23 protein-coding genes and 1 tRNA gene are annotated in these 25,982 nt (G+C 59.7%); 14 read left to right on the top strand and 10 right to left on the bottom strand.

The genetic code is table 11. The features are described 5' to 3' along the window. Positions 1–3 precede the first annotated feature (3 nt). Genes IBX59_RS01140 through IBX59_RS01110 form a run of 7 tightly spaced genes read left to right on the top strand, consistent with a single transcriptional unit; the run spans position 4 to position 8,059 of the window. Positions 4–2,085 (top strand): alpha-galactosidase, encoded by a 2,082-nt coding sequence (locus tag IBX59_RS01140; RefSeq protein ID WP_296371477.1) that lies wholly within the window; start codon positions 4–6, stop codon positions 2,083–2,085. Next, positions 2,082–2,840: an SDR family NAD(P)-dependent oxidoreductase gene (locus IBX59_RS01135; protein ID WP_296371474.1), complete on the top strand. Its 759-nt coding sequence runs from the start codon at positions 2,082–2,084 to the stop codon at positions 2,838–2,840. Before IBX59_RS01140 ends, IBX59_RS01135 begins: the two co-directional genes overlap by 4 nt. Next, on the top strand, positions 2,837–3,739 hold the full coding sequence (locus IBX59_RS01130) for a 2-dehydro-3-deoxygalactonokinase (RefSeq protein ID WP_296371472.1): 903 nt from the start codon (positions 2,837–2,839) through the stop codon (positions 3,737–3,739). Before IBX59_RS01135 ends, IBX59_RS01130 begins: the two co-directional genes overlap by 4 nt. A gap of 3 nt (positions 3,740–3,742) precedes the next feature. After that, complete coding sequence (locus IBX59_RS01125; RefSeq protein ID WP_296371470.1) at positions 3,743–4,348, top strand: 2-dehydro-3-deoxy-6-phosphogalactonate aldolase; 606 nt, start codon at positions 3,743–3,745, stop codon at positions 4,346–4,348. Continuing rightward, positions 4,345–5,166: an SMP-30/gluconolactonase/LRE family protein gene (locus IBX59_RS01120; protein ID WP_296371468.1), complete on the top strand. Its 822-nt coding sequence runs from the start codon at positions 4,345–4,347 to the stop codon at positions 5,164–5,166. The genes IBX59_RS01125 and IBX59_RS01120 overlap by 4 nt, the downstream gene beginning before the upstream one ends. 47 nt (positions 5,167–5,213) lie before the next feature. Beyond that, on the top strand, positions 5,214–7,118 hold the full coding sequence (locus tag IBX59_RS01115) for a beta-galactosidase (protein ID WP_296371467.1): 1,905 nt from the start codon (positions 5,214–5,216) through the stop codon (positions 7,116–7,118). Positions 7,119–7,156: 38 nt separating this feature from the next. Beyond that, complete coding sequence (locus IBX59_RS01110; protein WP_367119347.1) at positions 7,157–8,059, top strand: aldose epimerase family protein; 903 nt, start codon at positions 7,157–7,159, stop codon at positions 8,057–8,059. Here IBX59_RS01110 and uraH read toward each other — a convergent pair. Further along, on the bottom strand, positions 8,056–8,403 hold the full coding sequence (gene uraH, locus IBX59_RS01105) for a hydroxyisourate hydrolase (protein ID WP_296371463.1): 348 nt from the start codon (positions 8,401–8,403) through the stop codon (positions 8,056–8,058). The genes IBX59_RS01110 and uraH overlap by 4 nt on opposite strands. A 200-nt stretch (positions 8,404–8,603) precedes the next feature. Here uraH and IBX59_RS01100 point away from each other — a divergent pair, with 200 nt between their 5' ends. From IBX59_RS01100 to IBX59_RS01085, 4 genes are all read left to right on the top strand, one after another. Then, positions 8,604–9,992, top strand: coding sequence for a cytochrome ubiquinol oxidase subunit I (locus tag IBX59_RS01100; protein ID WP_296371462.1), 1,389 nt, complete (start codon positions 8,604–8,606; stop codon positions 9,990–9,992). A 5-nt stretch (positions 9,993–9,997) separates the two neighbouring features. After that, positions 9,998–11,008: a cytochrome d ubiquinol oxidase subunit II gene (locus IBX59_RS01095; RefSeq protein ID WP_296371460.1), complete on the top strand. Its 1,011-nt coding sequence runs from the start codon at positions 9,998–10,000 to the stop codon at positions 11,006–11,008. A gap of 63 nt (positions 11,009–11,071) precedes the next feature. After that, positions 11,072–11,148, top strand: a tRNA-Met gene (locus IBX59_RS01090). A gap of 93 nt (positions 11,149–11,241) precedes the next feature. Further along, on the top strand, positions 11,242–12,657 hold the full coding sequence (locus IBX59_RS01085) for an FAD-binding oxidoreductase (RefSeq protein WP_296371459.1): 1,416 nt from the start codon (positions 11,242–11,244) through the stop codon (positions 12,655–12,657). A gap of 42 nt (positions 12,658–12,699) precedes the next feature. On the opposite strand, the gene hemC is transcribed toward IBX59_RS01085, so the two are convergent. Beyond that, entirely contained in the window at positions 12,700–13,635 is a 936-nt protein-coding gene (hemC, locus tag IBX59_RS01080; protein ID WP_296371458.1) for a hydroxymethylbilane synthase, read from the bottom strand. Between the two features lie 79 nt (positions 13,636–13,714). Here hemC and hemE point away from each other — a divergent pair, with 79 nt between their 5' ends. Continuing rightward, positions 13,715–14,752 carry a uroporphyrinogen decarboxylase gene (gene hemE / locus IBX59_RS01075; RefSeq protein ID WP_296371456.1) on the top strand — a complete coding sequence of 346 codons (1,038 nt, stop codon included), beginning with the start codon at positions 13,715–13,717 and terminating at the stop codon, positions 14,750–14,752. A 21-nt stretch (positions 14,753–14,773) separates the two neighbouring features. Here the strand turns inward: hemE and hemF are convergent, their stop codons facing one another. Next, the gene (hemF, locus tag IBX59_RS01070; protein WP_296371455.1) at positions 14,774–15,652 is read right to left on the bottom strand and encodes an oxygen-dependent coproporphyrinogen oxidase; all 879 of its coding nucleotides are present in this window, start codon (positions 15,650–15,652) and stop codon (positions 14,774–14,776) included. A gap of 101 nt (positions 15,653–15,753) precedes the next feature. Here hemF and IBX59_RS01065 point away from each other — a divergent pair, with 101 nt between their 5' ends. Next, positions 15,754–16,140, top strand: coding sequence for a hypothetical protein (locus IBX59_RS01065; protein ID WP_296371452.1), 387 nt, complete (start codon positions 15,754–15,756; stop codon positions 16,138–16,140). Here IBX59_RS01065 and IBX59_RS01060 read toward each other — a convergent pair whose 3' ends face one another. The 3 genes from IBX59_RS01060 to clpS are packed head-to-tail and all read right to left on the bottom strand — an operon-like array spanning position 16,141 to position 18,305. Beyond that, positions 16,141–16,944: an SDR family NAD(P)-dependent oxidoreductase gene (locus IBX59_RS01060; protein WP_296371450.1), complete on the bottom strand. Its 804-nt coding sequence runs from the start codon at positions 16,942–16,944 to the stop codon at positions 16,141–16,143. It lies immediately after the preceding gene. Between the two features lie 24 nt (positions 16,945–16,968). After that, entirely contained in the window at positions 16,969–17,940 is a 972-nt protein-coding gene (locus IBX59_RS01055) for a methyltransferase (RefSeq protein ID WP_296371448.1), read from the bottom strand. 23 nt (positions 17,941–17,963) lie between these two features. Then, positions 17,964–18,305 carry an ATP-dependent Clp protease adapter ClpS gene (gene clpS / locus IBX59_RS01050; RefSeq protein ID WP_296371446.1) on the bottom strand — a complete coding sequence of 114 codons (342 nt, stop codon included), beginning with the start codon at positions 18,303–18,305 and terminating at the stop codon, positions 17,964–17,966. 295 nt (positions 18,306–18,600) lie between these two features. Here clpS and IBX59_RS01045 point away from each other — a divergent pair, with 295 nt between their 5' ends. After that, the gene (locus tag IBX59_RS01045) at positions 18,601–20,022 is read left to right on the top strand and encodes a D-alanyl-D-alanine carboxypeptidase family protein (RefSeq protein WP_296371519.1); all 1,422 of its coding nucleotides are present in this window, start codon (positions 18,601–18,603) and stop codon (positions 20,020–20,022) included. 60 nt (positions 20,023–20,082) lie between these two features. Here IBX59_RS01045 and IBX59_RS01040 read toward each other — a convergent pair whose 3' ends face one another. The 4 genes from IBX59_RS01040 to IBX59_RS01025 are packed head-to-tail and all read right to left on the bottom strand — an operon-like array spanning position 20,083 to position 25,867. Next, positions 20,083–21,681, bottom strand: a complete 1,599-nt coding sequence (locus IBX59_RS01040) for an ABC transporter ATP-binding protein (RefSeq protein ID WP_296371444.1) — start codon at positions 21,679–21,681, stop codon at positions 20,083–20,085. Then, positions 21,678–22,856 (bottom strand): ABC transporter permease, encoded by a 1,179-nt coding sequence (locus IBX59_RS01035; protein ID WP_296371442.1) that lies wholly within the window; start codon positions 22,854–22,856, stop codon positions 21,678–21,680. The genes IBX59_RS01040 and IBX59_RS01035 overlap by 4 nt, the downstream gene beginning before the upstream one ends. Continuing rightward, the gene (locus IBX59_RS01030) at positions 22,853–23,929 is read right to left on the bottom strand and encodes a microcin C ABC transporter permease YejB (protein WP_296371440.1); all 1,077 of its coding nucleotides are present in this window, start codon (positions 23,927–23,929) and stop codon (positions 22,853–22,855) included. Before IBX59_RS01030 ends, IBX59_RS01035 begins: the two co-directional genes overlap by 4 nt. 12 nt (positions 23,930–23,941) lie before the next feature. Next, positions 23,942–25,867, bottom strand: coding sequence for an extracellular solute-binding protein (locus tag IBX59_RS01025; protein ID WP_296371437.1), 1,926 nt, complete (start codon positions 25,865–25,867; stop codon positions 23,942–23,944). Positions 25,868–25,982: the final 115 nt, after the last annotated feature.

Genomic DNA, 25,982 nt, shown 5'->3' with positions numbered 1-25,982 from the left:
GCCATGGAAAATATCTATCGCCTTGACGACGGCCAACAGACGCTGGTGCTGGCCGCCCGAAATGATCGCCTGCCGCAGGTGGTTTACTGGGGTGCGCCCCTGCCCAAAGGGGAAAACCTGCAAACCCTGCACGCGGCGCATGGTATCGACGTGACCGGCGGGATGCTGGATGAAAACCCCGATCTGTCGCTTTGCCCCGAGGCCGCCCGCAGCTTTCCCGGCCAGCCCGGTATGGTCTTGCGCGATGCGGATGGCGCGCCGATCTGGCCCAAATTCAGCTTTTACAGCGCATCAGAAAACGACGGCTTGCGCCTGATCTACAAGGATGCAAACCACGCCCTGACGCTGAACATCAGTTTTGCCAGCGACGCACAAACGCATGTCATCACCTGCCAAACCACGCTGGACGCGGCACGCCCCGTGCATGTGGATTGGCTGGCCGCACCTGTGCTGCCCGCGCCGCAACTGTCGGATGAAATGATCGACGTCTCGGGCCGCTGGTGTGGCGAATTCCAGTTGAATCGCGCGCCTTGGTCCCCCGGCATCCACACCCGCGAAAGCCGCACTGGGCGCAGCGGGCACGAACATTTCCCCGGCCTTTATCTGCCGTGCCGGGGCGCGACGAATACCCAAGGCGCGGCTTATGCCTTTCATTACGGCTGGTCCGGCGGGCACAGGATGCTGGCCGAAGAACTGCCCGATGGCCGCCGCCAGATCCAATGGGGCCACGCCACCGGCACACAAACCAGCGCTGCCACACGGTTTGAGACCGCGCCGCTTTACGTCGTCTATTCCGGTCACGGGCTGAACGGCTGCGCCGTCGCATTTCAGCGCCACCTGCGCGACCGCATCGTAACATGGCCCAAACCCGATACCCCGCGCCCCGTGCATTACAATTGTTGGGAAGCCGTGTATTTCAATCATTCCCTGCCCGAACTGAAGGATATCGCCACCCGCGCCGCCGATCTTGGGGCAGAACGGTTCGTGCTGGATGACGGCTGGTTCGGGCGGCGCGATGACGACACCAGCAGCCTTGGCGACTGGGTGATTGATCCGCGCAAATACCCCGACGGGCTGACCCCGCTGATCGCCCATGTGCATGGGCTGGGCATGACCTTTGGCATCTGGTTCGAACCGGAAATGGTTAATCCCGACAGCGACACCTGCCGCGCCCATCCGGATTGGGTGCTGGGCCCCGCTGATCAGGTCATGGGCCGTCAGCAAATGGTGCTGGACATGGCGCTACCTGCGGTGCGCGATTACCTTTACGACCGGATCGCCGCCATCCTGCGCGACAACGCCATCGACTATATCAAATGGGATCACAACCGCGTTCTGCCCGCGCCCGACGCGGCCCAGACCCACGGCACCTACGCCCTGCTGGACCGGCTGCGCGCCGATTTTCCGCTGGTCGAGATCGAAACCTGCGCATCCGGTGGGGGGCGCATTGATTTCGGGATCATGCAGCGCACCCAACGCATCTGGCTATCCGACAGCAACGATGCGCTGGAACGGTTGCGCATCCAGCATGACGCGGCGCTGTTTCTGCCTTTGTCCGTCACCGGCAGCCACGTCGGCCCGCGCCATTGCCACACATCCGGCCGCACGCTTGATATCACATTCCGCGCCTGGATCGCGGCCCAACGCCACATCGGGTTCGAGATGGACCCCCGCGAACTGACCGAAGACGAAGCCACCGTGCTGCGCACCGTCACAAGCTGGTGGAAGGCGAACCGCGACTGGATGCAATCCGCCGATATCCTGCGGCTGGACAGTGCCGACCCTGCGGTCATCGCCGAACAGCAACTGGCGCGCGACGGGGGCCGTTTCGTCGTATTTGCAGGCAAAGCCGCCACCAGCGCCCAGATCGCGCCACGGCCCCTGCGACTGACCGGTTTGGACCCCAACACGACCTATCGCATCGACCTGACCAACCGTCATGATCTGCACCGCCTGTCGCGCGGCGCGCAGGCGGTGAAAACCGGCCCGCTTGATGTGTCAGGCGCTTACCTGATGAGCCATGGACTCACCCTGCCATGGTCTTTCCCTGAAAGGATGTGGGTTATAGAGGGGCAGAGGCTGTGAACGCGACCTTTCACGATCTTGATGGCGCGTCTGTTTTCATTACCGGTGGCGGAAATGGCATTGGCGCGGCCCTGACCGCAGGTTTCCTGACGCAAGGCGCCAAGGTTGCCTTTGTCGGCCGGTCAGATGCGACGCCCTTTGTCGATGAAATGGAAGCGGCACACGATAACCGCCCGCTGTTCATCCCCTGCGACATCACCGACACTGGCGCACTGCACGCGGCGATGGATCAGGCGGTGGATGCCCACGGCCCGCTGCATACCCTTGTCAACAACGCCGCCAACGACATGCGTTTTAATGCCATGGACATCACACAGCAGGACTGGGACGAAAGCCAGGCCGTCAACCTGCGCGCCTATTTCTTTGCCTGCCAAAAAGCGGCAAACCTGATGGGCACAGGCGGGTCGATCATTAATTATTCCTCGATCACCTATCTGATCGGGTCGGCGGGCATGGTGCCCTACGTTACTGCCAACGCAGGCATCATGGGTATGACCCGCGCGCTGGCGCGCGAATGGGGGCCGCGCGGCATCCGGGTCAACGCCATTGCACCCGGCTGGGTTTTTACCCAAAAGCAGGAAACCATGTGGGCCACGCCAGAGGCAAAAGCCGCCTTTCTGGACAAACAATGCCTGAAACGCTTTATGACGCCGCAAGACATGGTCGGCAGCACACTGTTTCTGGCATCAGCCGCGTCGGCGATGATGACAGGGCAGACATTGGTCATTGATGCAGGGGTGGCAAGCACAGGATGAACGACACCGTGACACCAGACTGGATCGCCGTTGACTGGGGCACCACACATATGCGGGCGTGGGCGATGTCTGCCAGCGGCACTGTGCTTGCGGCGGCCACATCGGATCAGGGCATGGGCAAGCTGCAACGCGACGGGTTCGAACCTGCCCTGCTCGATGCGGTCGGGCCTTGGATCAACGGGCCGACAACAATTATCGCCTGCGGTATGGTCGGATCACGCCAAGGCTGGGTCGAAGCCCCCTATGCCGCCACCCCATGCCCTGCAATGCCAGAAACATTCGTGCAGGCCCCCACGACCACCCCCGGCCTGTCGGTGCATGTCATCCCCGGCATCAAACAGGTGCATCCTGCCGATGTGATGCGCGGCGAAGAAACCCAGATCGCGGGGTTTCTGGCCCGTAACCCCAACTGGGACGGCATCCTGTGCCTGCCCGGCACCCATACCAAATGGGTGCATGTCAGCGCGAACGAGGTCGTCAGCTTTCAAACCTTCATGACCGGCGAATTGTTTGCCACGTTGGCGGAACATACCGTCTTGCGCCATTCCATCGCTGCTGATGGCTGGGACGATGCTGCGTTTTCTGATGGCCTGTCCGATGCGATGGGCCGACCTGAAAAACTGGCCGCGCGGCTGTTTTCACTGCGCGCCGAAAGTCTGTTGAACGCCCAGCCCGGGGCCACCGCCCGCGCCCGCCTGTCGGGCCTTCTGATCGGGGCAGAACTAGCCGCGGCCAAACCCTATTGGCTGGGCCAGCAGATTGCCGTGATCGGCGCGGGCGGTCTGGCAAAAACATATGTCACGGCACTGGCCGCGCAACACGCCCCCGCCACCCAGGTGCAGGGCGAAGCCATCACCATCGCAGGCCTGACCGCCGCCTACCGTCGTCTGAAAGGATAGCCCATGTCACGCCCCCTGATCGCCATTCTGCGCGGGATCACACCGGCAGAGGCCGCACCCATTACCGCCGCCCTGATCGACGCCGGCATCACGAAAATTGAAGTCCCGCTGAACTCCCCCGACCCGTTCGACAGCATCAGGGCCATGGCCGACGCGCATGGCAATGCCGCGCTGATCGGCGCGGGCACAGTCCTGTCCACGGATGACGTGGGCCGCGTGGCCAAAGCGGGCGGCAAATTGATCGTGTCACCCAATTGCGATCAGCGCGTCATCGTCGCCACCAAGGCCGCAGGCCTGGCAAGCTGGCCCGGTGTCATGACGCCAACCGAATGTTTCCTTGCGCTGAAATCCGGCGCCGACGGACTGAAAATCTTTCCCGCCAGCCTGATCGGCCCTGATGGTATCAAGGCGATCCGCGCGGTCCTGCCACCCGGCACACAGGTCTATGCGGTGGGCGGCGCGGGGGCTGACAACTTTGCCGAATGGATCGGGGCCAGCGCAGACGGCTTTGGCATCGGATCGGCGCTTTACAAACCGGGCATGTCCCTGGCCGATGTCGCCGCGCGCGCGCGTGACATCGTTGCGGCCTACGATGCGGCGGTGTCATGATCCACGAACCCACCGCATGCCAGCTTGGCGAAGGCCCGCTGTGGCACCCGCAACGCGAACAACTGTTCTGGTTTGATATCCTTGGCCACCGGCTGCATACCAAGGGCCAGCACTGGCAGTGCGACACCTATGTCAGCGCCGCAGGTTGGGTGGATAATTCCACCCTGCTGATCGCTTCGGCCCGCGCGCTGCACCGTTTTGATATTACCACCGGCGATCTGACAGACATCGGCCCGCTGGAGGCCGACAACCCTGTCACACGCTCCAACGATGGCCGCGCCGACCCACAGGGCGGTTTCTGGATCGGCACCATGGGGATCAATGCCGAAAAAGGCGCAGGTGCGATCTATCGCTATTACCGCGGCGAACTGCGCCAGCTTTACGCAGATATCACCATTTCGAACGCGATCTGCTTTGCGCCTGACGGGCATACCGCTTATTTCACCGACACCCCGACCCAGAAAATCATGCGCGTCGCACTTGATGCCAATGGCTGGCCCGATGGCGCACCGGACGTGCACATCGATCTGACCGGCACCGATTTTCGCCCAGACGGCGCGGTCGTCGATGCCGCAGGCAACCTGTGGAACGCGCAATGGGGCGCAGGACGTGTGGCGGGATATACAAACAAAGGGGCATTCATCGCTGCCTATGAATTCCCCGCACGCCAGACCTCTTGCCCGGCGTTTGGCGGAACCGATCTGCAAACATTATTTTGCACCTCTGCCGCCGTGGGCCTGACCGGACCAGACGAAGGCAAGACCTACGCCATCCAGACCGAAACCACAGGCCAGGCAGAGCATCGGGTGATCCTCTAGGCGGACCGCTCCTTCTTCATCTTGGTAAAAAAACTCAAAGGCACGACATGAAACGCACACTCGGCGTCTGTTATTATCCCGAACACTGGCCCGAGGACCAATGGGCCACCGATGCCGCACGCATGGTCGCCACCGGGCTGACATGGGTGCGGATTGGCGAATTTGCATGGCAGCGGATGGAACCCGCCCCCGGCCAGTTCACATGGGATTGGCTGGACCGTGCCATCGCGGTGCTGGGCGATGCGGGGCTAAAAATCGTGCTGGGCACGCCCACCGCCACCCCGCCGCGCTGGATGCTGGACAAATACCCCGACATGCTGGCTGTCGATGCGGCGGGCCACCCGCGCAAATTCGGATCACGGCGTCATTATGATTTCAGCCACTTGCCCTATCGCAATGAATGTCGGCGCATCGCGCGGGCCATGGGCGAACGCTATGGCAAAAACCCCCATATCGCCGCGTGGCAGATCGACAATGAATACGACTGCCATGACACGGCCCTGTCCTATTCCGATGCCGCGCGACACGGGTTTCAGGACTGGTTGGCGCAGACATACCAATCGGCAGATGCCCTGAACCGCGCATGGGGCAATGTGTTCTGGTCGATGGATTACGATACATTCGACCAGATCGACCTGCCCAATCTGACCGTGACCGAACCGAACCCGGCGCATGTGCTGGCGTTCCGGCGCTATAGTTCCGATCAGGTCGTGGCGTTCAACCGCGTGCAGGCGGATGAACTGCGCCGTCACACCGACGCGCCGCTGATCCACAACTACATGGGCCGGATCACGACATTCGATCACTGGCTGCTGGGGGCCGATCTGGATGTCGCGTCATGGGACAGTTACCCCATCGGCTTTCTATCCGACCGGATCGAAAGCAGCGCCAAGGAAAAACAGACATTCCTGCGCCAGGGCCATCCTGACATGCAGGCGTTTCACCATGACCTTTACCGCGCCGTGGGCAAGGGGCGGCTTTGGGTGATGGAACAACAGCCCGGCCCGGTGAACTGGGCCCCTTACAACCCCGCCCCCCTGCCCGGCATGGCCCGCCTTTGGGCGTGGGAGGCGTTTGCCCATGGCGCTGAAACCGTCTGCTATTTCCGCTGGCGACAGGCGCCCTTCGCGCAGGAACAGATGCATGCAGGGCTTTTGCGCCCCGACAGCGCCCCTGCCCCCGCCTTGGCCGAGGCACGGCAGGTCGCCGATGAAATTGCCCGTCTGCCCGATGTGGAAACCGCGCGCGCGCCGACCGCACTGGTCTTTGATTACGTCAGCGCGTGGGGCTGGGACACCCAGCCACAGGGCGCAGATTTCGACATGTTTCGCCTTGCCTTTGCCGCCTATCGCGCATTGCGCCGGGCAGGGCTGAACATCGACATCGTGGCCCCTGATTGTGCGGATCTGTCGGCCTACCGGTTAGTGCTGGCCCCTGGCCTGATGACACTGACGGACGCCTTGCGCGGGGCATTGGCCAATTTCAAAGGGATCGCCCTGATCGGCCCGCGCAGCGACACCAAGACCGATGAACTGTCCATCCCCACGCCGCTTGGCCCCAACCTGCCGGACACTGATGTTACCGTCGCGCTGACCGAAAGCCTGCCCCCCAGCGACAAGATCAAACTGGCCGGCGGCGGGCGGTTCCGGCATTGGTTCGAACATCTGGAAGGCAGCGCCGACGTGCATCTGGCGACCAAGGCAGGGCAGCCCGCGATCATGGGCGGTGACCACCTCCGCTATCTGGCGGGGTGGCCGGATGATGCCACCTTTGACGCGATCATCGGCGGGCTGTGCGACACGCTTGACCTGCCAACCCTTGCCCTGCCAGAAGGTCTGCGGGTGCGCGATACCGGCACACATCGGTTCGTTTTCAACTATGCGCCCAAGGCGCAGCACTGGAACGGCGCGATCATACCTGCCGCCGGTGTCCATTGGGAGGCGCTGACATGACCATTTTCGGCAAAACAAAGCGCGGGAAAGACGTTACCATGATCAGCCTGCAAGCTGGCGATCTGACCGTGCGCCTGCTGAGCCATGGCGCGCGGGTGCAGGACGTGCGGCTGGCGGGGGTGGATCATTCACTAACCGTCGGGTCGAACGAACTGGCCGATTACGAAGGCGCGATGCATTACCACGGGGCCATCGTCGGCCCTATTGCCAACCGTATTGGCAACGCCCGCGTGCGGCTGGATGGCATGATGTATGAACTGGAACGCAACGAAGATGGCGCGCGCCACCTGCATTCGGGCGCGCAAGGCACCCATGCGCAGGTCTGGCAAGTGACTGACCGCACAGACAGCAGCGTCACCATGGCGCTGGATCTGCCAGATGGGCAAGCCGGCCTGCCCGGCAACCGCCGGATCATTGCGCATTTCGCCATCACCGCCCCCGCCACGCTGACGCTGGCCATCACCGGCACAACCGATGCAACGACGCTGATGAATTTCGCCAATCACAGTTATTGGAACATGGACGGCAGCGCCAACTGGCATGGTCACACCCTGCGCATCGCTGCTGACCGCTATCTGCCGATTGATGCCGCAACCTGCCCCACGGGTGAAATTGCCGATGTCACCGACACACGCATGGATTTTCGCGCAGGGCCGGTGCTGGGCGCGGATACGCCGCCGCTGGATCACAATTTCTGCCTGTCCGATGGGCCGGAACCGCTGCGCGATGTGCTGTGGCTGACCGGGCAAAGCGGGGTGGCGATGACCATGGCCACCACTGCACCGGGGATGCAAATCTTTGACGGGCGCCCCGACCACGGCGCGCTGGCGATCGAGGCGCAGCACTGGCCGGACGCCCCCAACATCCCTGACTTTCCGTCCATCAAAGTGCAGGCAGGCGCAACCTATCGGCAAATCACGTCTTGGACGTTTGCGACCTAACTGCCGCGATAGGTGGAAAAGCTGAAGGGCGATACCAGCAATGGCACGTGGTAATGTGACGCCGGATCGTTGATGCCAAACCGGATCGGGATGTCATCCAGAAACGCCGGATCATCGCCGCGCCCGAAATAGGCACCCGCCTGAAACACTAGTTCATAGCGGCCGGTGGCAAAATCGGCTGCGGGCAGGATCGGGCTGTCGGTGCGGCCGTCGGCATTGGTGACCATTGTCACCAGATGCACGCGGGTTTCGCCCGCGATCCGGTATAGATCCACGGTCATGCCCACAGCAGGCACCCCGTTTGCCGTATCCAGCACATGTGTCGTCAGAAAACCATCCGGCATCATTCGCCCTTTCATCTTTGGGCCATAAGACCCGGCAGAGGCGGCCCGGTCAACCGATGCTGACAAAGACACAGCTTTGGCAAAAATTTGAAAGACGGCAGATGCGATGCGCGCCTTGCTGTCGCACCCCCCCTACTGTCGGGCCAAAACGCACTAAATCAGGTCCAAGTCATTAAAAACGCCTGAAAGCCGAGGGTAAAATGGACACATTAATTCTATCGCGCATCCAGTTCGGGGCAAATATATCGTTTCACATCCTGTTTCCAACGATCACCATCGCATTGGGCTGGGTGCTTTTGTTCTTCAAACTGCGCTTTAACGCCACAGGCGACGACCGCTGGATGGAAGCCTACCGTTTCTGGGTCAAGGTCTTTGCGCTGTCCTTTGCCATGGGCGTTGTGTCCGGCATCACCATGTCGTTCCAGTTCGGCACCAACTGGCCGGGGTTCATGGAAACCGTGGGCAATATCGCCGGGCCACTTCTGGCCTATGAGGTGATGACCGCGTTTTTCCTTGAGGCGGTTTTCCTTGGCATCATGCTGTTCGGCGCGTCGCGCGTGCCCAACTGGCTGCACACGCTGGCCACGTTCCTTGTCGCCTTTGGCACCATGATGTCGGCGTTCTGGATCATTGTGCTGAATTCCTGGATGCACACACCTCAAGGGTTTGAAATGCGCGAGGGCGTCGCCCATGCGACCGACTGGTTCGCGATCATCTTCAACCCATCAATGCCCTACCGTTTCTTCCACATGGTGCTGGCCAGCTTCCTGACGGTCAGTTTCCTGATCGCCGGTGTCAGCGCCTTCCGCTGGCTGATCGGCGGGCGAACAGCCGGTGTGCGTGTTGCATTGAAAACCGCAATTTATGGGGCCGCACTGCTGATACCTGCGCAGATCCTGCTGGGCGACATGCACGGCCTGAACACGCTGGAACATCAACCGCAAAAGGTGGCCGCGATGGAAGGCAACTGGGAAACGCAATCAAACGTGCCCTTGTTGCTGTTTGCGATCCCCGATGATGCGGCCCGCGAAAACCGGTTCGAAATCGGCATTCCAAACCTCGCCTCGATCATCCTGAAACATAGCGCCGATGGCGTTGTGCCCGGCCTGAACGATTTCGTCACCGACGAAGGCGAGGTGCTGCACCCCCGCGTCGCCCCTGTGTTCTGGTCGTTCCGCGTGATGGTCGGCATCGGTATGTTGATGCTGCTCGTCAGCTGGGGGGCCTCTGCCATGATGCTCCGCCAATGGCGCGGTGTCGAAGGTCTGCCCAAGCCAATGCTATATGCGCTGGTCGGCATGAGCTTTAGTGGTTGGCTGGCCACGCTGGCGGGGTGGTATACCACCGAAATCGGGCGGCAGCCGTGGCTGGTGCAGGGTGTGCTAACCACGAAACAGGCCGTCGCCGACGTGCCGGCCCCGATGGTCCTGACCACATTGATCGCCTATCTGATCGTCTATGCCATTCTGCTAGGGGCCTATGTCACAGTGATCTTTTTCCTTGCACGGCGCGCGTCGATCGGTGCGCCACTGGGAACCAGTGAACCACGCGGCAAACACGCCGCACCAAAAGCAGTGCCAGCGGAGTAAGTGACATGACTATGTTCGATGATCCTGCCGTCTGGCTGCCTTTTGCCTTTGCCGCAATGATGGGCCTGTCCATCCTGATTTACGTGGTTCTGGACGGGTTCGATCTGGGCGTGGGGATTTTGTTTCCCTTTGCTGATGATGACGAAAAAGACCGGATGATCGCATCTATCGGGCCGTTCTGGGATGCCAATGAAACGTGGCTGGTGCTGGCAGTCGGCATTCTGCTGGTGGCCTTTCCTGCGGCACATGGGGCAATTCTGACCGCGCTTTATTTGCCGGTGACGATCATGCTGATCGGGCTGATCCTGCGGGGCGTGGCGTTTGAATTTCGCGCCAAGGCCCCGAAACCTTACAAACGCCTGTGGAACAACGCGTTCTTTGCCGGGTCACTGATGACTGCGCTCAGCCAAGGGTTCATGCTGGGGATGTATGTCATGGGGCTGGACTGGACATGGGCGCATGCAGCCTTTGGGCTGCTGACGGCGGTGTTTCTGACTGTCGGCTACAGTTTCATCGGGGCGACTTGGGTGATCCATAAAACCGATGAATACCTGCAACGCAAAGCGGTGGATTGGGCCAAAGGCGGGATCTGGGGGCTGGTGCTGGGGATTGCTGCGATATCGCTGGCCACGCCTTTTGTCAGCGAACGGATTTTCGACAAATGGTTCAACTGGCCCCAGGCGTTGTATTTGTCGCCCCTGCCGATCCTGTCGGCGATTCTGGTGATCTGGCTTTGGTCGATGTTGCGGCGCATGCCCTACCCCGGTGACCGGGGGTCGTGGCACCCGTTTGCTGCGGCAACGGCACTTTGGGTGATGGCATTCGGCGGGATGGCCTATAGCTTTTATCCCTATGTGGTGCCGGAAAAGCTGACGCTTTACGAAGCCGCCAGCGCCCCCGAAAGCCTGTTCATCATCCTGATCGGCACCTGCATCGTGCTGCCCACGATCCTGGGCTATACAATTCTATCCTATACAATCTTTCGGGGAAAGGCGACCGAACTGCGATATGATTGACCAAAGGGGGCAGAATCGGTTTGACACCCTCGCCCCCTTTGCGTAATCGGACGTTCGTGGCCCGGCGCGGTAGCTCAGTTGGTTAGAGCGAACGACTCATAATCGTTAGGTCGGGAGTTCAAATCTCCCCCACGCCACCACCACACTCTTTTCTTTATGCCTGCCATCATCGCCGACCTTTCGCATCACCGCGATTGGCGCTAGCCTGCGGCGCAATGACCGGAGTAAACAGAATGTCCATCCTTGCCAGCATCGCCGCCATTATTGGCGCAAACCGCGTTCTGACAGGCGCGGACGCCGTCCCCTATGCAACCGACTGGACCGGCGCCTATACAGGCATGCCGCTTGCCGTTCTGCGCCCCGGCAATACCGCAGAGGTCGCGGGTATCCTGAAAATCGCCCATGCGACCGACACCCCCGTGGTTCCAGTATCAGGGCATACCGGGCTGACCGGCGGCACACAGGCCACGGATTCCTTGCTGCTCTCATTGGACAGACTGAACACGATCACACAGATCGACACAGCCGGGCGCACCGCCACGGTCGGTGCCGGTGTGATTCTGTCGCACCTGCATGCCGCGGCCGAGGCACACGACCTGATCTTTCCACTGACCTTTGGCGCGCGTGGGTCCGCCATGATCGGCGGGGTGCTGTCCACCAATGCCGGCGGGTCGAACGTGCTGCGCTATGGCAATACACGCGAACTGTGTCTTGGCATGGAAATCGTGATGGCCGATGGGCGCGTAATGAATTTGATGAGCGCGCTGCATAAGGACAATTCCGGCCTGAACCTGCGCCAGTTGATGATCGGCGCAGAAGGCACGTTGGGCATCATCACCGCCGCCGTGATGAAACTGAAACCCAAACCCCGCGCATATGCCACCGCGATGGTGGCTCTGCCGTCGCTTGATGATGCGCTGGCGCTGCTGAACACGCTGCAAGATACGACAGGCGGCGCGGTAGAGGCATTCGAATACATGCCCCGCAATTACATCGACAGGCATATGGCCTTGATGGAAGGCGCACAGCCGCCGTTCGATACCACCTATGACGTAAATATCATGGTCGAGGTGGGTGCCACCGCCCCCCGCGATGCGACCCCCGGCCCTGACGGGCGCATTCCCGTGGTCGCCGCATTAGAGAATACGTTGGGTGTCATGCTGGAACAGGGGCACCTGCTGGACGCTGTGATCGCCCAAAACGAGGCGCAGCGCAAAGCCATGTGGAAACGCCGCGAGGACGCGGGCGAGGTACTGGTTCGTGGCACACCCTTTGTGAATACCGATATAGCTGTGCCGCTAGACAAGGTCGCGGCCTTCGAATCCGCTGTAACGCCAAAACTCAAGGCGATTGACCCTGATTGTACGGAATGCATCGTGGCGCATCTGGGCGACGGCAATATCCATCACACGACATTCATCACCCGCAACGACCCCGACGTGGTGGCTGCCATGACCGAAGCCGTGGAAGACGTGGTGCAGGAACTTGGCGGTTCGTTCAGCGCCGAACACGGGGTGGGCCAGTCAAAACTGGGCACGATGCGGCGGCGCAAGGACCCCGTGGCGTTGGATGCCATGCGTGCGATCAAGGCCGCGCTTGATCCCAAGGGCATCCTGAACCCCGGAAAGGTCATTCCAGCGGCTGAATAGTTCAGTGGCAGAAGGAATTTCGCGAAATTCCTTCGCGTGTCGCTAAAAGAAATTCGGGCCAGCGCGTTCCAACAACCGCGCTGCCATGGCGCGGGCCATTTCGGGGCCGTCTTCAATGGCGCCGCTGACATCATCAGCATAAACTTCTGTGCCATCGGTGCGCAGGATTTCACCGCGCAAGCGCAAATTCCCCCCATCCAGATCGGCCAATCCACCAATCGGGGTTTCGCATGATCCGTCCAATGCGGCCAGAAACGCCCGTTCCGCCGCCAGACGCTGGCCGGTTGGCCCATCATGGATAGCGGCCAGCATTTCAGCCGCGCGGTTGTCACCCTCACGCCGTTCGATCCCGATGGCCCCTTGCGCCACAGCGGGCAGCATGGCTTCGGGGGCGATAGCTGTGCGCGGCACGTCTGCCATATTCAGCCGGTTCAGCCCTGCCATGGCAAGAAACGTCGCCTCGGCCACGCCATCGGCCAGTTTTTTCAGGCGGGTCTGCACGTTCCCGCGGAATTCCACGATATTCAGGTCAGGACGCCGCGCCAGCAATTGCGACCGGCGGCGCAAGGATGATGTGCCCACCGTCGCCCCTTGGGCCAAATCATCCAGTCCCTTGGCAGTCAGCGACACAAAGGCATCGCGCACATCTTCGCGCGGCAGATAGGTATCCAGCAATAACCCGCCGGGCTGTTCCACCGGCATGTCCTTCATCGAATGCACCGCGATGTCGATCGTGCCATCCAGCAGCGCCTCTTCGATTTCGCGGGTGAACAGACCCTTGCCGCCAATTTCCTTCAGCGGGCGGTCCTGCACCTGATCGCCGGTGACCTTGATCACGACGATGGCAAAGGCCGCGGACGGCAGATCAAAGGCCTTTGCCAGCCTTGTGCGCGTTTCATGCGCTTGCGCCAAGGCGAGCGGCGAACCACGGGTTCCGATTTTCAGGGTTTGGGCGGGATTGGGCAATGCAAATGTCATGAACCGAGTGTTAGCCATGTCAACCCAGCTTGACAACACCAACTGCAATTGGGACCAAGGGGCAAATAAAGGACACGCCATGACGCAGCAAAAAACCATCCTTCGGGCCCTTGCGGGCGAAACACTTGCCACCCCACCGATCTGGATGATGCGGCAAGCAGGGCGTTACCTGCCGGAATACAAGGCAACACGCGCGCAGGCCGGGGATTTCCTGTCGCTGTGCTATAACTCTGAACTGGCCGCCGAAGTGACGCTGCAACCGATCCGGCGTTATGGATTTGATGCAGCGATCGTTTTTGCCGATATCTTGCTGTTGCCGCAGGCGCTTGGGGCGGATCTATGGTTCGTCACAGGCGAAGGCCCGCGGCTGTCCACCATCACCACAGCAGATGAACTTGCCGCGCTCAAGCCGGTCGAGGCGATCCATGACACGCTGAACCCTGTTTATGAAACGGTCAAAATCCTGTCGCGCGAATTGCCACAAGAAACCGCATTGATCGGCTTTGCCGGCGCGCCTTGGACCGTGGCGACCTATATGATCGCAGGGCAAGGCACCCCCGCCCAAGGCCCGGCACACGCGCTCAAGGCTGAAAATCGCCCCTTGTTTGAAGGGATCATCAACCTGCTGACCGAAAGCACGATCGCCTATCTGTCCCGGCAGATCGACGCAGGGGCCGAAGTGATCAAGATTTTTGACAGTTGGGCCGGATCGTTGGAAGGCGATGATTTCACTGAATTTTCAGTCAAGCCGATGGCGCGGATCACCGCCGCCCTGAAAGAACGCCACCCCGACGTTCCGGTCATCGTCTTTGCCCGCGGCGCAGGGCCACGTTTTGCCGGGATGCATGCGGCAACCGGGGCCGCCTGCATTGCCATTGATGAAGGCGTGACCGCCGAATGGGCGGCAGAACATGTTCAAAAAGACGGCTGCGTGCAAGGCAACCTGGCATCGTCCCATATGGTGACGGGCGGGCAAACCCTGATCGACGAAACCCGCCGTATTTGCCGCGCATTTTCAAAGGGGCCGCATATCTTTAACCTTGGTCACGGCATCACGCCCGATGCGGACCCGACCAATGTGCAACTGATGATCGACACGGTGCGCAGCGGGGCCTGACAACAGACCCCGCAAACACAGTTAAACCCATTTCGCCAGTGGTGGCAGGCTCATCAGCACGGCGTCTGCGTCATGGCCTGTCGCCAGCCCGAATTTCGTGCCCCGGTCATAGACAAGGTTATATTCCGCATAAAGCCCGCGATGGATCAGCTGCGTATCCTTGTCGGCGTCCGTCCACGGGGTTGTGCGGCGTTTTTCGACCAGCGGCACATAGGCCGGCAAAAAGGCCCGGCCGATGTCTTGGGTCAATTCAAAATCCGCGTTCCAGTCACCAGAGCAATGGTCATCCATGAAAACACCGCCAACGCCACGGGCACGGTTGCGGTGCGGGATGTAAAAATATTCATCCGCCCACGCCTTGAGCTTTGGATATAAGTCCGCGCCATGCGGATCCAGATGCGCCTTTTGGGTGGCATGAAAATGGGCGGTGTCGTCATCATATTCGATGCAGGGGTTCAGGTCGGACCCGCCGCCAAACCACCATGCGTGCGGGGTCCAGAACATGCGGGTATTCATGTGAACCGCTGGCGCATGAGGGTTTTGCATATGCGCCACCAGCGAAATGCCCGATGCCCAGAAACGCGGATCATCCGCCATGCCGGGCACGCCGCGTGCGGCCATGGCGCGCTGAGCGGCTTCGCCCAATTGGCCGTAAACAGTGGAAATATTCACCCCCACCTTTTCGAAAACACGCCCCCCCCGCATCACCGACATCAGCCCGCCTCCGGCGTCTGATCCGTCGTCTGATTTCCGTGTCGTTTCGGTCACGTCAAATCGGCCCACGGGCGCATCGCTGGCGTCGCTTTCTTCCAACCCTTCAAAGGTCGCAACAATCTGGTCGCGCAATGTGCGAAACCATGCCGCGGCTTTCGCCTTTTCTGCCTCAAACCCGTTTGTCATACACGCTCTTGCCTCTTGTCAGTGAATGCGGTTCCATCATGATATGCTTGCACCATACCGATCGTTCACCGATGATCCAGACCAAACCAGCGGAGAAACCCATGCGCCCTGCCTTGTTGATGATCCCGTTGCTGGCACTCGCGGCCTGCGCCACCCCGCGTGAAGCCTGCATCAATGACGCCCTGCGCGAGCTGCGCGTTCTAGACCGCCTGATCATCGAAACCCGGGCCAATATCGCGCGCGGTTATGCGCTGGAAGAACGGCAAGATCTACGCACGATCCGCCGCACCTGCACAGGCACCACCGCCGAGGGTGCCACGTTCAAGTATCGTTGCGACAAGGTCGATACATTCACAAGAACCGTCCCAGCCGCTATCGACCTGAATGCCGAACAAGCCAAACTGCAATCATTGTTGCAACGCCAGGCGCAAAACCGTGCGCAGGCGGATCAGACCATCGCACAGTGCATCGCGGTTCATCCAGAATAATCAGTGCGCCGATACCGCTGCCGGGTCGATCAATGTGCGCCCGCCATCCACCGTTACGATCTGGCCGGTCACAAAGCCTGACGCATCAGAGGCCAGATATTGCACCGCGTCAGAGACTTCGCCGGGGCTTGCAATGCGATGAAGCGGCGTGTTCTCAAGGATCGTATCGCGGATGGCATCATGATCCTTGAGCGATCCCTTCAGGCTCGCGCTCATCACGCTGCCAAAGGCAACTGCATTGACACGAATGCCATGCGACGCAAAGGCAACGGCCATTGAGCGTGTCAACTGATCCAGCGCCGCAGAACTGACCGAATAGGCAAGCAGATCCGGATGGGTCCGGCGTGCCGCGATCGAACTGATATTGACAATCGCACCAATCGGCCCCGGCGGGGCATCTTGGCCCTGCTTGATCATACGGCGGGCAACGGCCTGGCTCATCTTCAGCGTCGTCAGCATATTTTGCTGCAACAATTCCTCGACCGTGTTGTCATCAGGGTTCAACGGATCGGTTGTCATCACCTGCCGCGAGGCGTTCACCAGGATGTCCACCCGCTCGAACGCATCAATCGTGGCTGACAGCAAATTGGCAATCGTCAGCTTTTGGCGCAGGTCACCGGCAAAGATGCGCACGTTTTCTTCTTTCGCGGCGGTTTCACCCATTTCATGAATCAGTTGCTTTTCATCCATATCCGCGAAAACGACATTTGCCCCCTGCTGGACAAAGTGGCGCCCAATCGCCAGACCCACCCCATTGGCAGCCCCCGTGACGATCGCTGTTTTACCTGAGATCGAAAATGACATTCGCTTTCTCCTCTTGGCGCCGCGTCAGCGCAGCGGGCGGTTCGCATGGAATATCTTAAAGGCGCCGTTGCCGCCAATCATGTCGACATTGCGGAAATTTTCCGTCAACGCGCCTTCGTAAGGCAAATGACGGTTGGCAACCATCCACAGTTTGCCATGCGGGGCCAACAGGCGCGCCGCCGATTGAATAAAGCGGCGGCCCAGCGTCGGGTCCGCCTTGCGATCCGCATGAAAGGGCGGATTCATCACGATGCCATCAAAGGGTGCATCCACATGGAATTGCGTGGCATCCCCCCAGTGAAACCGGACACGCGGGTCAGTCACGTTCAAGCGGGCACATTCCAGCGAAAGGTGCTCTGCCTCGATCAGATCAAGCGACTTGACGCCATCGCGCGACAGAACGGCTGATGCCAGATAGCCCCAACCGGCCCCCAGATCCGCCATGCGCGCTGGCAACTTGGCAGGCAACGCGGCAGCCAGTAATTCTGATCCTTTGTCAATCGCCCCATCCGAAAAAACACCGGCGGCGGTGAAATAACCATGGGCACCCTGCGCAGGTGGTGGCGCGGCCCAGTCGGCAAAAACATCCCCAGACGCGAACCAAAATATCCGGCCGTGTCCTTTGGTGATCGACGGCAGATCGCCCAGCCGGCTGCGGCATGCCTTGAACACACTGTCGACGCCATCAGTCTTTTGACCATCGACGATCACAAGATCAGCCTTTGCACAAGCCTCAGCCACCATCGCGCGCGCCAGCGCCTTGGCGCGCGGCACCACCACGATGGCGACAGACACCTGCGGCATGTCCAGCGTGACAGGATAGCCCGCTGCCTGCCATGCCATGAAATCCGGGAAAAACCCATGCACAACCCGAACGGCCCCGCGGGGCAAGGCGGCGACATCATAGATCACTGGTGGGCGCAAAACAGCAATGTTGCCTTGGGGCAACGTCAGCAGCCCTTCTTCAAGGGCGGTACGCAGACGGGATTGGGACATTTATCAGCAAACAGCGGCGGGCGCTATTCTTTCTCCATGGTGCATTGCAGCGGGTGCTGGTGACGTTGGGCAAAATCCATGACCTGCGCCACCTTCGTTTCCGCGATCTCATGACTGAAAACGCCAACAACTGCCACGCCTTTTTTATGAACGGTCAGCATCAGTTCGAACGCTTGCGCGTGGGACAAGCCGAAAAACCGTTCCAGCACCATCACGACGAACTCCATCGGCGTGAAATCATCATTCAAAATCAAAACCTTATATAACGGCGGGCGCTTTGTCTTTGTCTTGGTCTCAAGCTTGACACCCAGGTCGCCGTCACCGTCGTCCTTTTTGTCTGCCATCATCATGACCTTTGCATACATCACAGTTCCCCATATCTGGCTTTTACATATAAAGCACATAAATCTGCTGAAAAGGGGCTGTTACACTGATAGCAAAACCAGCCTTTTCCGTGTCAAATTCCTTCATTTGGGGTAAGAATGCCCGCCAGATCACCACATGTTGTCTATACCAGACAAAACATGCCCTGAAAGTTATTAAAATTAAGGTGTTTTCTGGAAATCAAAGTTATGTTAGCGTTTGTGCATAATAATAAGATCACTGGAAAAATCCGGGATCAGAGGCAGTAAGAAAGAGGCAAACGACGTGGCAAGTCGTATGGGACAGTCGGCCCTTTTCGGGCTGAACGCATTTATATTCATTTTTGTAATCCTTTTGGCACCGCTTGGTGCGAACGCTGCGCCCTATGCGGCAATGGTCATGGATGCCCGCACCGGCGAAGTGCTGCACGCGCGCAATGCCGACACCCGATTACATCCGGCATCACTGACCAAGATGATGACGCTTTATATTGCGTTTCAGGCCATCCAGCGCGGTGAAATCGGCCTTGACACCGAAGTGACGATCACCAAGGAAGCCGCCGCAGAACCACCATCAAAACTGGGGTTGCGCACCGGGCAAAAAATTCGTTTTCGTTATCTTCTCAGGGCGGCGGCTGTGAAATCCGCCAATGACGCGGCGACAGCCATTGGCATTGCAATATCCGGGTCGGAAGAAGCCTTTGCAACCCGCATGAACCGCACGGCCGCAGCGATGGGCATGACAAACACAACCTTTCGCAACGCCCACGGGCTCACGCGGGATGGCCACCTTTCCACCGCGCGCGACATGACGATCCTGGGCCGCCATGTGATTTATGATTTTCCACAGTATTATAATCTTTTCTCGCGGCGCAGCGCTGATGCTGGAATCGCAAAAGTGAACCACACCAACCGCCGCTGGCTCGACAGCTACCCCGGCGGTGACGGTGTAAAAACCGGCTATACCCGCGCGGCGGGTTTCAACCTCGTAGCTTCTGCGCAACGGGGCCAGGAACGCGTTATCGCGACAGTGTTTGGTGGATCGTCCACTGCTGCCCGCAACGCGCGCGTCACCGAACTGATGGATATGGGCTTTAGTCGCGCGCCGGCGCAGGCTTCCGTCCGTAAACCAACGCCGCCCGGCGCCATGGTCAGCGAAGCCCCGCAAGTAGGCAACAGCGGCGGAAAAGTTGTGCGTGTAAGTGGCCTTGTGACCCGCAGCTTGCGCCCCATCGCCCGCCCCGCCACCGCTGCACCGACCATGAGCGACGATACGTTGTTGCTGGCTGCAATCGACAGCAATGTCATTGATGCCATCGTGGCCGAAGCCTTGGGCGCCACGGCCCCCGCTGCCGCACCAGCCGCACCGGCAGTCACCCCCCAAGCCCGGCCCGCAGAAACGGTCATCATGGCCGCAGCGCCCCCTGCCCTGGCCGAACAAACCATCCCCGAGGTCGTGACCCGCATTTCAACCTCTGGTGGGCGCCACTGGGGTGTGAACGTGGGCCGCTACAATACACGCCATGACGCAGAGCGGGTCTTGTTGCGCGTCGCCCTGAATGAAATGAGCACGCTGGACGGATCATTGCGCCGCGTGGTGCAGCGATCTGGCGGGTTTGACGCGAATTTCGTGGGGCTGACCCGCGAAGGGGCCGATCTGGCCTGCCGCAGGCTTCAGGCACGGGGCACGACCTGTTTCATGATCGGCGCCGATAGTTGATTTACAAAAGGGACGCGCGCCTAACAGGGCCGTCCCTTTTGAACGCCGACAAGATTTTTCCTATGCTGCCTTGCCACCAAAGGCGGCCGCCATCAATTCACGGGTATATGCCGTCTGCGGCGCGTCAAATATTGCATCGGCATCACCAGATTCAACGACATCGCCCTGTTTCATCACCATCACCTTATGTGAAAGGGCGCGCACGACCTTAAGGTCGTGGCTGATGAACAGATAGGCCAGCGCGTATTTTTGTTGAAGGTCTCGCAGCAATTGCACGATCTGCACCTGCACCGTCATATCCAGCGCGCTGGTCGGTTCATCCAGAATCAGCAGCTTGGGTCGCAGGATCATGGCGCGTGCGATCGCAATCCGCTGGCGCTGACCGCCGGAAAATTCGTGCGGATACCGGTCCATCAACGCAGGGTCCAACCCCACCTCGCCCATGATTTCCGCCACCATATCGCGCCGGTTGCGCCCCGGGTCAACGCCATGCACACCCAGCCCCTCGGCGATAATCTCGGCCACCGTCATGCGGGGGGAAAGACTGCCGAACGGGTCTTGGAACACGATCTGCATTTCGCTGCGCAGGGGGCGCATCTGGCGCTGGTTCAGCCCATGAATATCCCGCCCCTGAAAGATAATCCGCCCCTCTGACCGGATCAATCGCATCACGGCAAGGGCCAGTGTCGTCTTGCCTGACCCGCTTTCGCCCACGACACCCAGCGTTTCACCCGCGCGCACTGTCAACGTGGCGTCGTTCACTGCCTTGACGTGGCCGACCGTGCGTTTCAGCAAACCGGCCTGAATGGGAAACCAGATTTTGGCATGATCGGTTTCCAGCACCACCGGCGCATCATCGGGCACCGGCACCGGCACGCCGGATGATTCCGCCGCCAGCAACATCTGGGTATAGGGGTGTTGCGGGTTGGCGAAAATCTGTGCCGTCGGGCCGGTTTCAACGATTTCACCGTCTTTCATCACGCAAACCCGGTCGGCGATCTTGCGCACGATCGTCAGGTCATGGGTGATGAACAGCATCGCCATGCCCTCATCACGTTTCAGATCGGCCAGCAGATCAAGAATCTGCGCCTGAATGGTCACGTCCAGCGCCGTGGTCGGTTCATCTGCGATCAGCAACTCGGGGCCATTGGCCAGCGCCATCGCAATCATCACCCGCTGGCGCTGCCCGCCGGACAACTGATGCGGGTAAGATCCAAGGCGGCTTTCCGCGTCACGGATACCGACGCGGTTCAGCAGTTCGATGATCCGCGCGCGCACCGCATCCCCGCGCAGGCCCTGATGCAGTTCGATGCTTTCGGCCAGTTGCTTTTCCAGCGTGTGCAGCGGGTTCAGCGATGTCATCGGTTCCTGAAAGATGAAGCTGATGTCATTGCCACGCACCCGGCGCAATTCCGCCTCGGACGCGCCGACCATCTGCGCCCCGTCATAAGTGATGGATCCGGCCATGACCGCACTGTCACCCAGCAATTGCACGGTGGACAGGGCGGTGACGGATTTGCCTGACCCGCTTTCGCCGACCAGCGCCACGGTTTCGCCCTTGTGCACCTGAAACGACACACCGCGCACAGCGTGTGTTGCACCGCCATCCTGCCGGAAAGCCACCCGCAGGTCGCGCACATCAAGGATCGGTGTGGTCATTCAGCGGCCTTTCCGGCGGGGGCCGCAGCAAATGTTGCATCCAGCGTATCGACCTTGCCGTCGGCGATGAAGGTCTTGCGCGGGTCAAACGCGTCGCGCACGCCTTCAAAGATGAACACCAGCAGCGACAGCATGATCGCAAAGGTAAAGAAGGCCGTGAACCCCAGCCATGGCGCTTGCAGGTTCTGTTTCGCCTGCAAGGTCAACTCGCCCAATGACGGGGCCGAGGACGGCAAGCCAAACCCCAGAAAATCTAGCGATGCCAGTGTCGCAATCGCACCTGTCACCAGAAACGGCAGCATCGTGACCGTTGCCACCATCGCGTTGGGCAGCATGTGGCGGAACATGATCGTGCTGTCACGCACGCCCAGCGCTTTGGCCGCGCGCACATATTCCAGATTACGCGCGCGCAGGAATTCCGCGCGCACCACGCCCACCAGTGCAGGCCAGCCGAACAGCACCGTCAAAAACACCAACAGCCAAAAACTTCGCCCCAAGATCGCAAAGACGATGATGATCACATAAAGCGATGGCGTTCCCGTCCAGATTTCGATGAATCGCTGAAAAATCAGATCGGTCCAGCCGCCGAAATAGCCCTGCACCGCCCCTGCCACGATCCCGATCAGGGATGACGCGACCGTCACGATCAGTGCAAACATCACCGACAGCCGAAAGCCGTAAATCACCCGCGCCGCGACATCGCGTTTGGTGTCATCGGTGCCCAGCCAGTTGTCGGCACTGGGCGGTGACGGGGCCACGCCGCCCACATCCACGATTGTCTTGTAGGAATAGGGGATGATGGGCCAGATCATCCACCCCGCCTCAAATCCCGCGTTATCAATGGATTCACCATTTTTCACCGCTGCGATCAGATCCTCTGGCATGTCAAAACAGTCAACCAGCCCGCCGGTCACGATCAGGCATTGCACCTCGATGTCTTTATACCCGGCCTCGGTCGGGAAATCGCCGCCGAAATCCTGTTCGGAATAAAAGGTGAACATGGGCATCCGCAATTCGCCCTGATAGTTGACAAGAATGGGTTTGTCGTTGGCGATGAATTCGGCAAACAACGACAAACCGAACAGCACGCCAAAAATGATCAGCGACCACGTTGCGCGCCGGTTGCGCTTGAAATTGCGCCAGCGGCGCTGGTTCAGGGGGGACAGCCGGATCATCCGCGCGCCTCGAAATCAATACGGGGGTCAATGAACACATAGGTCAGGTCGGTCAGGATACCCACGACAAGCCCGATCAGCGAAAAGGCAAACAGCGTGCCAAATACCACCGGATAATCGCGCGCGACCGCCGCCTCGAACCCCAGACGGCCCAAACCGTCCAGTGAAAACAGCGTTTCAATAATCAGCGACCCGCCAAAGAACACGCCGATGAACAACGCCGGAAAGCCTGAAATCACGATCAGCATCGCGTTGCGGAACACATGGCCGTAAAGCACGCGCGATTCCGAAAGCCCCTTGGCCTTGGCCGTGATGACATATTGTTTCTTGATCTCGTCCAGAAAACTGTTTTTCGTCAGCAGCGTCAGTGTGGCAAAAGCAGAAATCGTCGATGCGAGCACCGGCAGCGTAATGTGCCAGAAATAATCCAGCACCTTGCCGATCAGGGTCAGATCCTCGAAATTTGATGATGTCAGCCCGCGCAGCGGGAAGATGCGGAAATATGACCCCCCCGCAAACAACACGATCAGCAGGATCGCAAACAGAAAACCGGGGATCGCATAGCCCACGATGATGGCGCCACTGGTCCATGTGTCAAAGGGCGTGCCATCGCGCACCGCCTTTTTGATCCCCAGCGGAATCGAAACCAGATAGGCGATCAGCGTGGACCACAGCCCCAGCGTGATCGACACCGGCATTTTTTCCAGTACCAGATCAAATACGCTGATCTTGCGGAACCAGCTTTCGCCGAAATCGAACCGCATGTAGTTCCATATCATGTTCAAAAACCGCTCCAAGGGTGGTTTGTCGAACCCGAATTCGCGTTCCAGTTCCGCAATAAACTCCGCAGGAAGCCCCTGCGCCCCGACATAGCTGCCTTCGTTGCTGGCGCCCGCGATTTCGCTACCACCACCGGCGATGCCTTCGAACACATCACCCTGCCCTTCCAACTGCGCGATGATCTGTTCGATCGGCCCGCCGGGCACGAACTGGATCAGGGCAAAGTTGACGATCATGATCCCGATCAATGTCGGAATCACCAGCATCAGCCTTCGGAGGATATAGGCACCCAAAAGATACGGTCCTTACTGAAATGCGCCCGCGGCGCGCAGGGTTTCGGCAGCGTCTGCGTCATACCACCAGAAATCCAGTTCGCCCAGCGCATAGGGCGGCAGGGCGTCAGGATGGCGGAACATATCGTAATAGGCGACAGTGTGCACATCCTTGAACCACTGCTGCACCCAAAACCCTTCGGCGCGCAACACGCGGTCCAGCGCATGCACTGCCGGGGTCAGTTCATCCAGTGTTTGTGCATCAATCACGACGGTCATAAGCCGGTCAATCGCTGCGTTCTGAAGGCCCATCAGGTTGCGCGAGCTGTCTTGGGCGGTTTCAGACCCATACCATTGCCGCAGACCGATCCCCGGTTCAAACCCCATGCTGAACCCGTGGCCAACGATATCGTAATCACCGGTGCGGCGGCGGTCCACATATTGCGACCGGTCCACCCGGTCCAGCCGCGCCTGCACACCCAGCCGGGTCAGGTTTTCGATATAGGGGTTGATCACCCGGTCAAAGGCGGGACTGAACGAAAGGAACACCATCGTCAGCGGCTGGCCGTTCTTGCGGCGAATCCCGTCATCGCCCGCAATCCAGCCTGCGCCGTCCAGCAGGGCAGATGCCGTGCGCAGGTTGCCCCTGTCCAGCGGCCGGTCGGCGCTGCTGGATGTGGGGGCCATCACCGCCGCGTTTGTCAGGATGCTGGCGTCCAGCAATCCCTCATCAACCAATGGTTTCAAAATCGCGATTTCGGCCTCGGAAGGGGTGCCCGTCGCCTCAAGCTCGGAGTTTTCCCAGAACGAATTGACCCGGTCATAGATGCCGTAAAACAGTGTTTCGTTTGACCATTCGAAATTGAACATCATGCGGATCGCTTCGCGGACCTGTGGGTCTTGCCATTTTTCGCGGCGTAGGTTGAACACGAATGCCTGCGCATAGGCGATATTGCCGTCGGGCAGTTCGGTCTTGACCACCCAGCCGTTGTCGATGCCGGGAAAATTATAGCCCGTCGCCCATTCCTTGGATGAATTTTCGTTGCGAAACGTGTAAGCGCCGGATTTGAAGCCTTCCAATGCGGCCGCACTATCGGCGAAATATTCCACCCTGATCCTGTCAAAGTTGTTGCGCCCGATGTTGATCGGCAGATCAGCGCCCCACCAGTTCGGATTGCGTTTATAGATGATCTGGCGGTTGATGTCGTAGCTGTCCAGCATATAGGCACCAGTGCCCAAAAACGGCTCTAACGTGCTTTCGTCAACACGTGCGCCGGTTTCTTCAAACCATGACTTTGAAAACGCATTCGTTCCCCCTGCGATGCCAATCACATCGCGGCGCGGTGCCTCGGGGGTAAAGTTGAATTTCACACGATGCGGGCCCAGCACCTCGACGCTGTCAATAAAGCCTTCGATGATGGCGCGATATTCCGCGATGCCCTGTTCCTGAAACAGCTCGAAGGTGAATTTCGCATCTTCGGCGGTAAAGGGGCGCCCGTCGGAAAAGGTCACATCGTCGCGCAGGTTAAAGATGACCCAGTCGCGGCTTTCGGGATATTCCATCGTGGTGCAAAGATAACAGTAAGACCCGTAAGGATCATCCGCCGTGCTGGTCAGGATGCTTTCATAGGGCAGCGTGTTCAGTTCGGCGGATACGCCCTTGCGGGAATATTGGTTAAAACTGTCGAACGTGCCCATTGACCACAGCGCTATTTCACCGCCCTTGGGCGCGTCAGGGTTCACATAGTCCAGATGCGGAAAATCGGGGCCGTATTTTACCGTGCCAAAATTTGAATAGGCATGGGTTTCGATGATTGTCTCATGCGCGTCGGCCAAAAGCTGCCCCGCAGCCACCAAGGCCCCCACACTGACAACAGTGCCCAGCACCCAGTTTCGCAGCAGATCGGCGCGATTGTCGGCGACCTTGGACATTGCACGTGACTGGGGGCGATGCGGCATGATTTTCTCCAGAATGGTCAAACTCTTTTAACTATAGATGAGGCTAAGGGACAGTTTGGCAAACATTCAAGTTGAGATTGCGTGATCGCGCAGTGATCCCAACATCACGGCAAGA

It is taken from the genome of Yoonia sp. (assembly GCF_014859355.1).
Lineage (GTDB): Bacteria > Pseudomonadota > Alphaproteobacteria > Rhodobacterales > Rhodobacteraceae > Yoonia.
The sequence above is the reverse complement of the archived record's forward strand: the minus strand, read 5'-3'. Positions and strand labels throughout refer to the sequence as shown.

Bases quoted from the DNA above. Each gene is read 5' to 3' on its own strand.
- clpS (WP_296371446.1), bottom strand. From the start codon at position 18,305: ATGTATGCAAAGGTCATGATGATGGCAGACAAAAAGGACGACGGTGAC.
- IBX59_RS01115 (WP_296371467.1), top strand. From the start codon at position 5,214: ATGAAACGCACACTCGGCGTCTGTTATTATCCCGAACACTGGCCCGAG.
- IBX59_RS01045 (WP_296371519.1), top strand. From the start codon at position 18,601: ATGGGACAGTCGGCCCTTTTCGGGCTGAACGCATTTATATTCATTTTT.
- IBX59_RS01095 (WP_296371460.1), top strand. From the start codon at position 9,998: ATGACTATGTTCGATGATCCTGCCGTCTGGCTGCCTTTTGCCTTTGCC.
- IBX59_RS01120 (WP_296371468.1), top strand. From the start codon at position 4,345: ATGATCCACGAACCCACCGCATGCCAGCTTGGCGAAGGCCCGCTGTGG.
- IBX59_RS01085 (WP_296371459.1), top strand. From the start codon at position 11,242: ATGTCCATCCTTGCCAGCATCGCCGCCATTATTGGCGCAAACCGCGTT.
- IBX59_RS01040 (WP_296371444.1), bottom strand. From the start codon at position 21,681: ATGACCACACCGATCCTTGATGTGCGCGACCTGCGGGTGGCTTTCCGG.
- IBX59_RS01140 (WP_296371477.1), top strand. From the start codon at position 4: ATGGAAAATATCTATCGCCTTGACGACGGCCAACAGACGCTGGTGCTG.
- IBX59_RS01065 (WP_296371452.1), top strand. From the start codon at position 15,754: ATGCGCCCTGCCTTGTTGATGATCCCGTTGCTGGCACTCGCGGCCTGC.
- IBX59_RS01130 (WP_296371472.1), top strand. From the start codon at position 2,837: ATGAACGACACCGTGACACCAGACTGGATCGCCGTTGACTGGGGCACC.
- IBX59_RS01025 (WP_296371437.1), bottom strand. From the start codon at position 25,867: ATGCCGCATCGCCCCCAGTCACGTGCAATGTCCAAGGTCGCCGACAAT.
- uraH (WP_296371463.1), bottom strand. From the start codon at position 8,403: ATGCCGGATGGTTTTCTGACGACACATGTGCTGGATACGGCAAACGGG.
- hemE (WP_296371456.1), top strand. From the start codon at position 13,715: ATGACGCAGCAAAAAACCATCCTTCGGGCCCTTGCGGGCGAAACACTT.
- IBX59_RS01055 (WP_296371448.1), bottom strand. From the start codon at position 17,940: ATGTCCCAATCCCGTCTGCGTACCGCCCTTGAAGAAGGGCTGCTGACG.
- IBX59_RS01060 (WP_296371450.1), bottom strand. From the start codon at position 16,944: ATGTCATTTTCGATCTCAGGTAAAACAGCGATCGTCACGGGGGCTGCC.
- IBX59_RS01125 (WP_296371470.1), top strand. From the start codon at position 3,743: ATGTCACGCCCCCTGATCGCCATTCTGCGCGGGATCACACCGGCAGAG.
- hemF (WP_296371455.1), bottom strand. From the start codon at position 15,652: ATGACAAACGGGTTTGAGGCAGAAAAGGCGAAAGCCGCGGCATGGTTT.
- IBX59_RS01100 (WP_296371462.1), top strand. From the start codon at position 8,604: ATGGACACATTAATTCTATCGCGCATCCAGTTCGGGGCAAATATATCG.
- hemC (WP_296371458.1), bottom strand. From the start codon at position 13,635: ATGACATTTGCATTGCCCAATCCCGCCCAAACCCTGAAAATCGGAACC.
- IBX59_RS01035 (WP_296371442.1), bottom strand. From the start codon at position 22,856: ATGATCCGGCTGTCCCCCCTGAACCAGCGCCGCTGGCGCAATTTCAAG.
- IBX59_RS01110 (WP_367119347.1), top strand. From the start codon at position 7,157: ATGATCAGCCTGCAAGCTGGCGATCTGACCGTGCGCCTGCTGAGCCAT.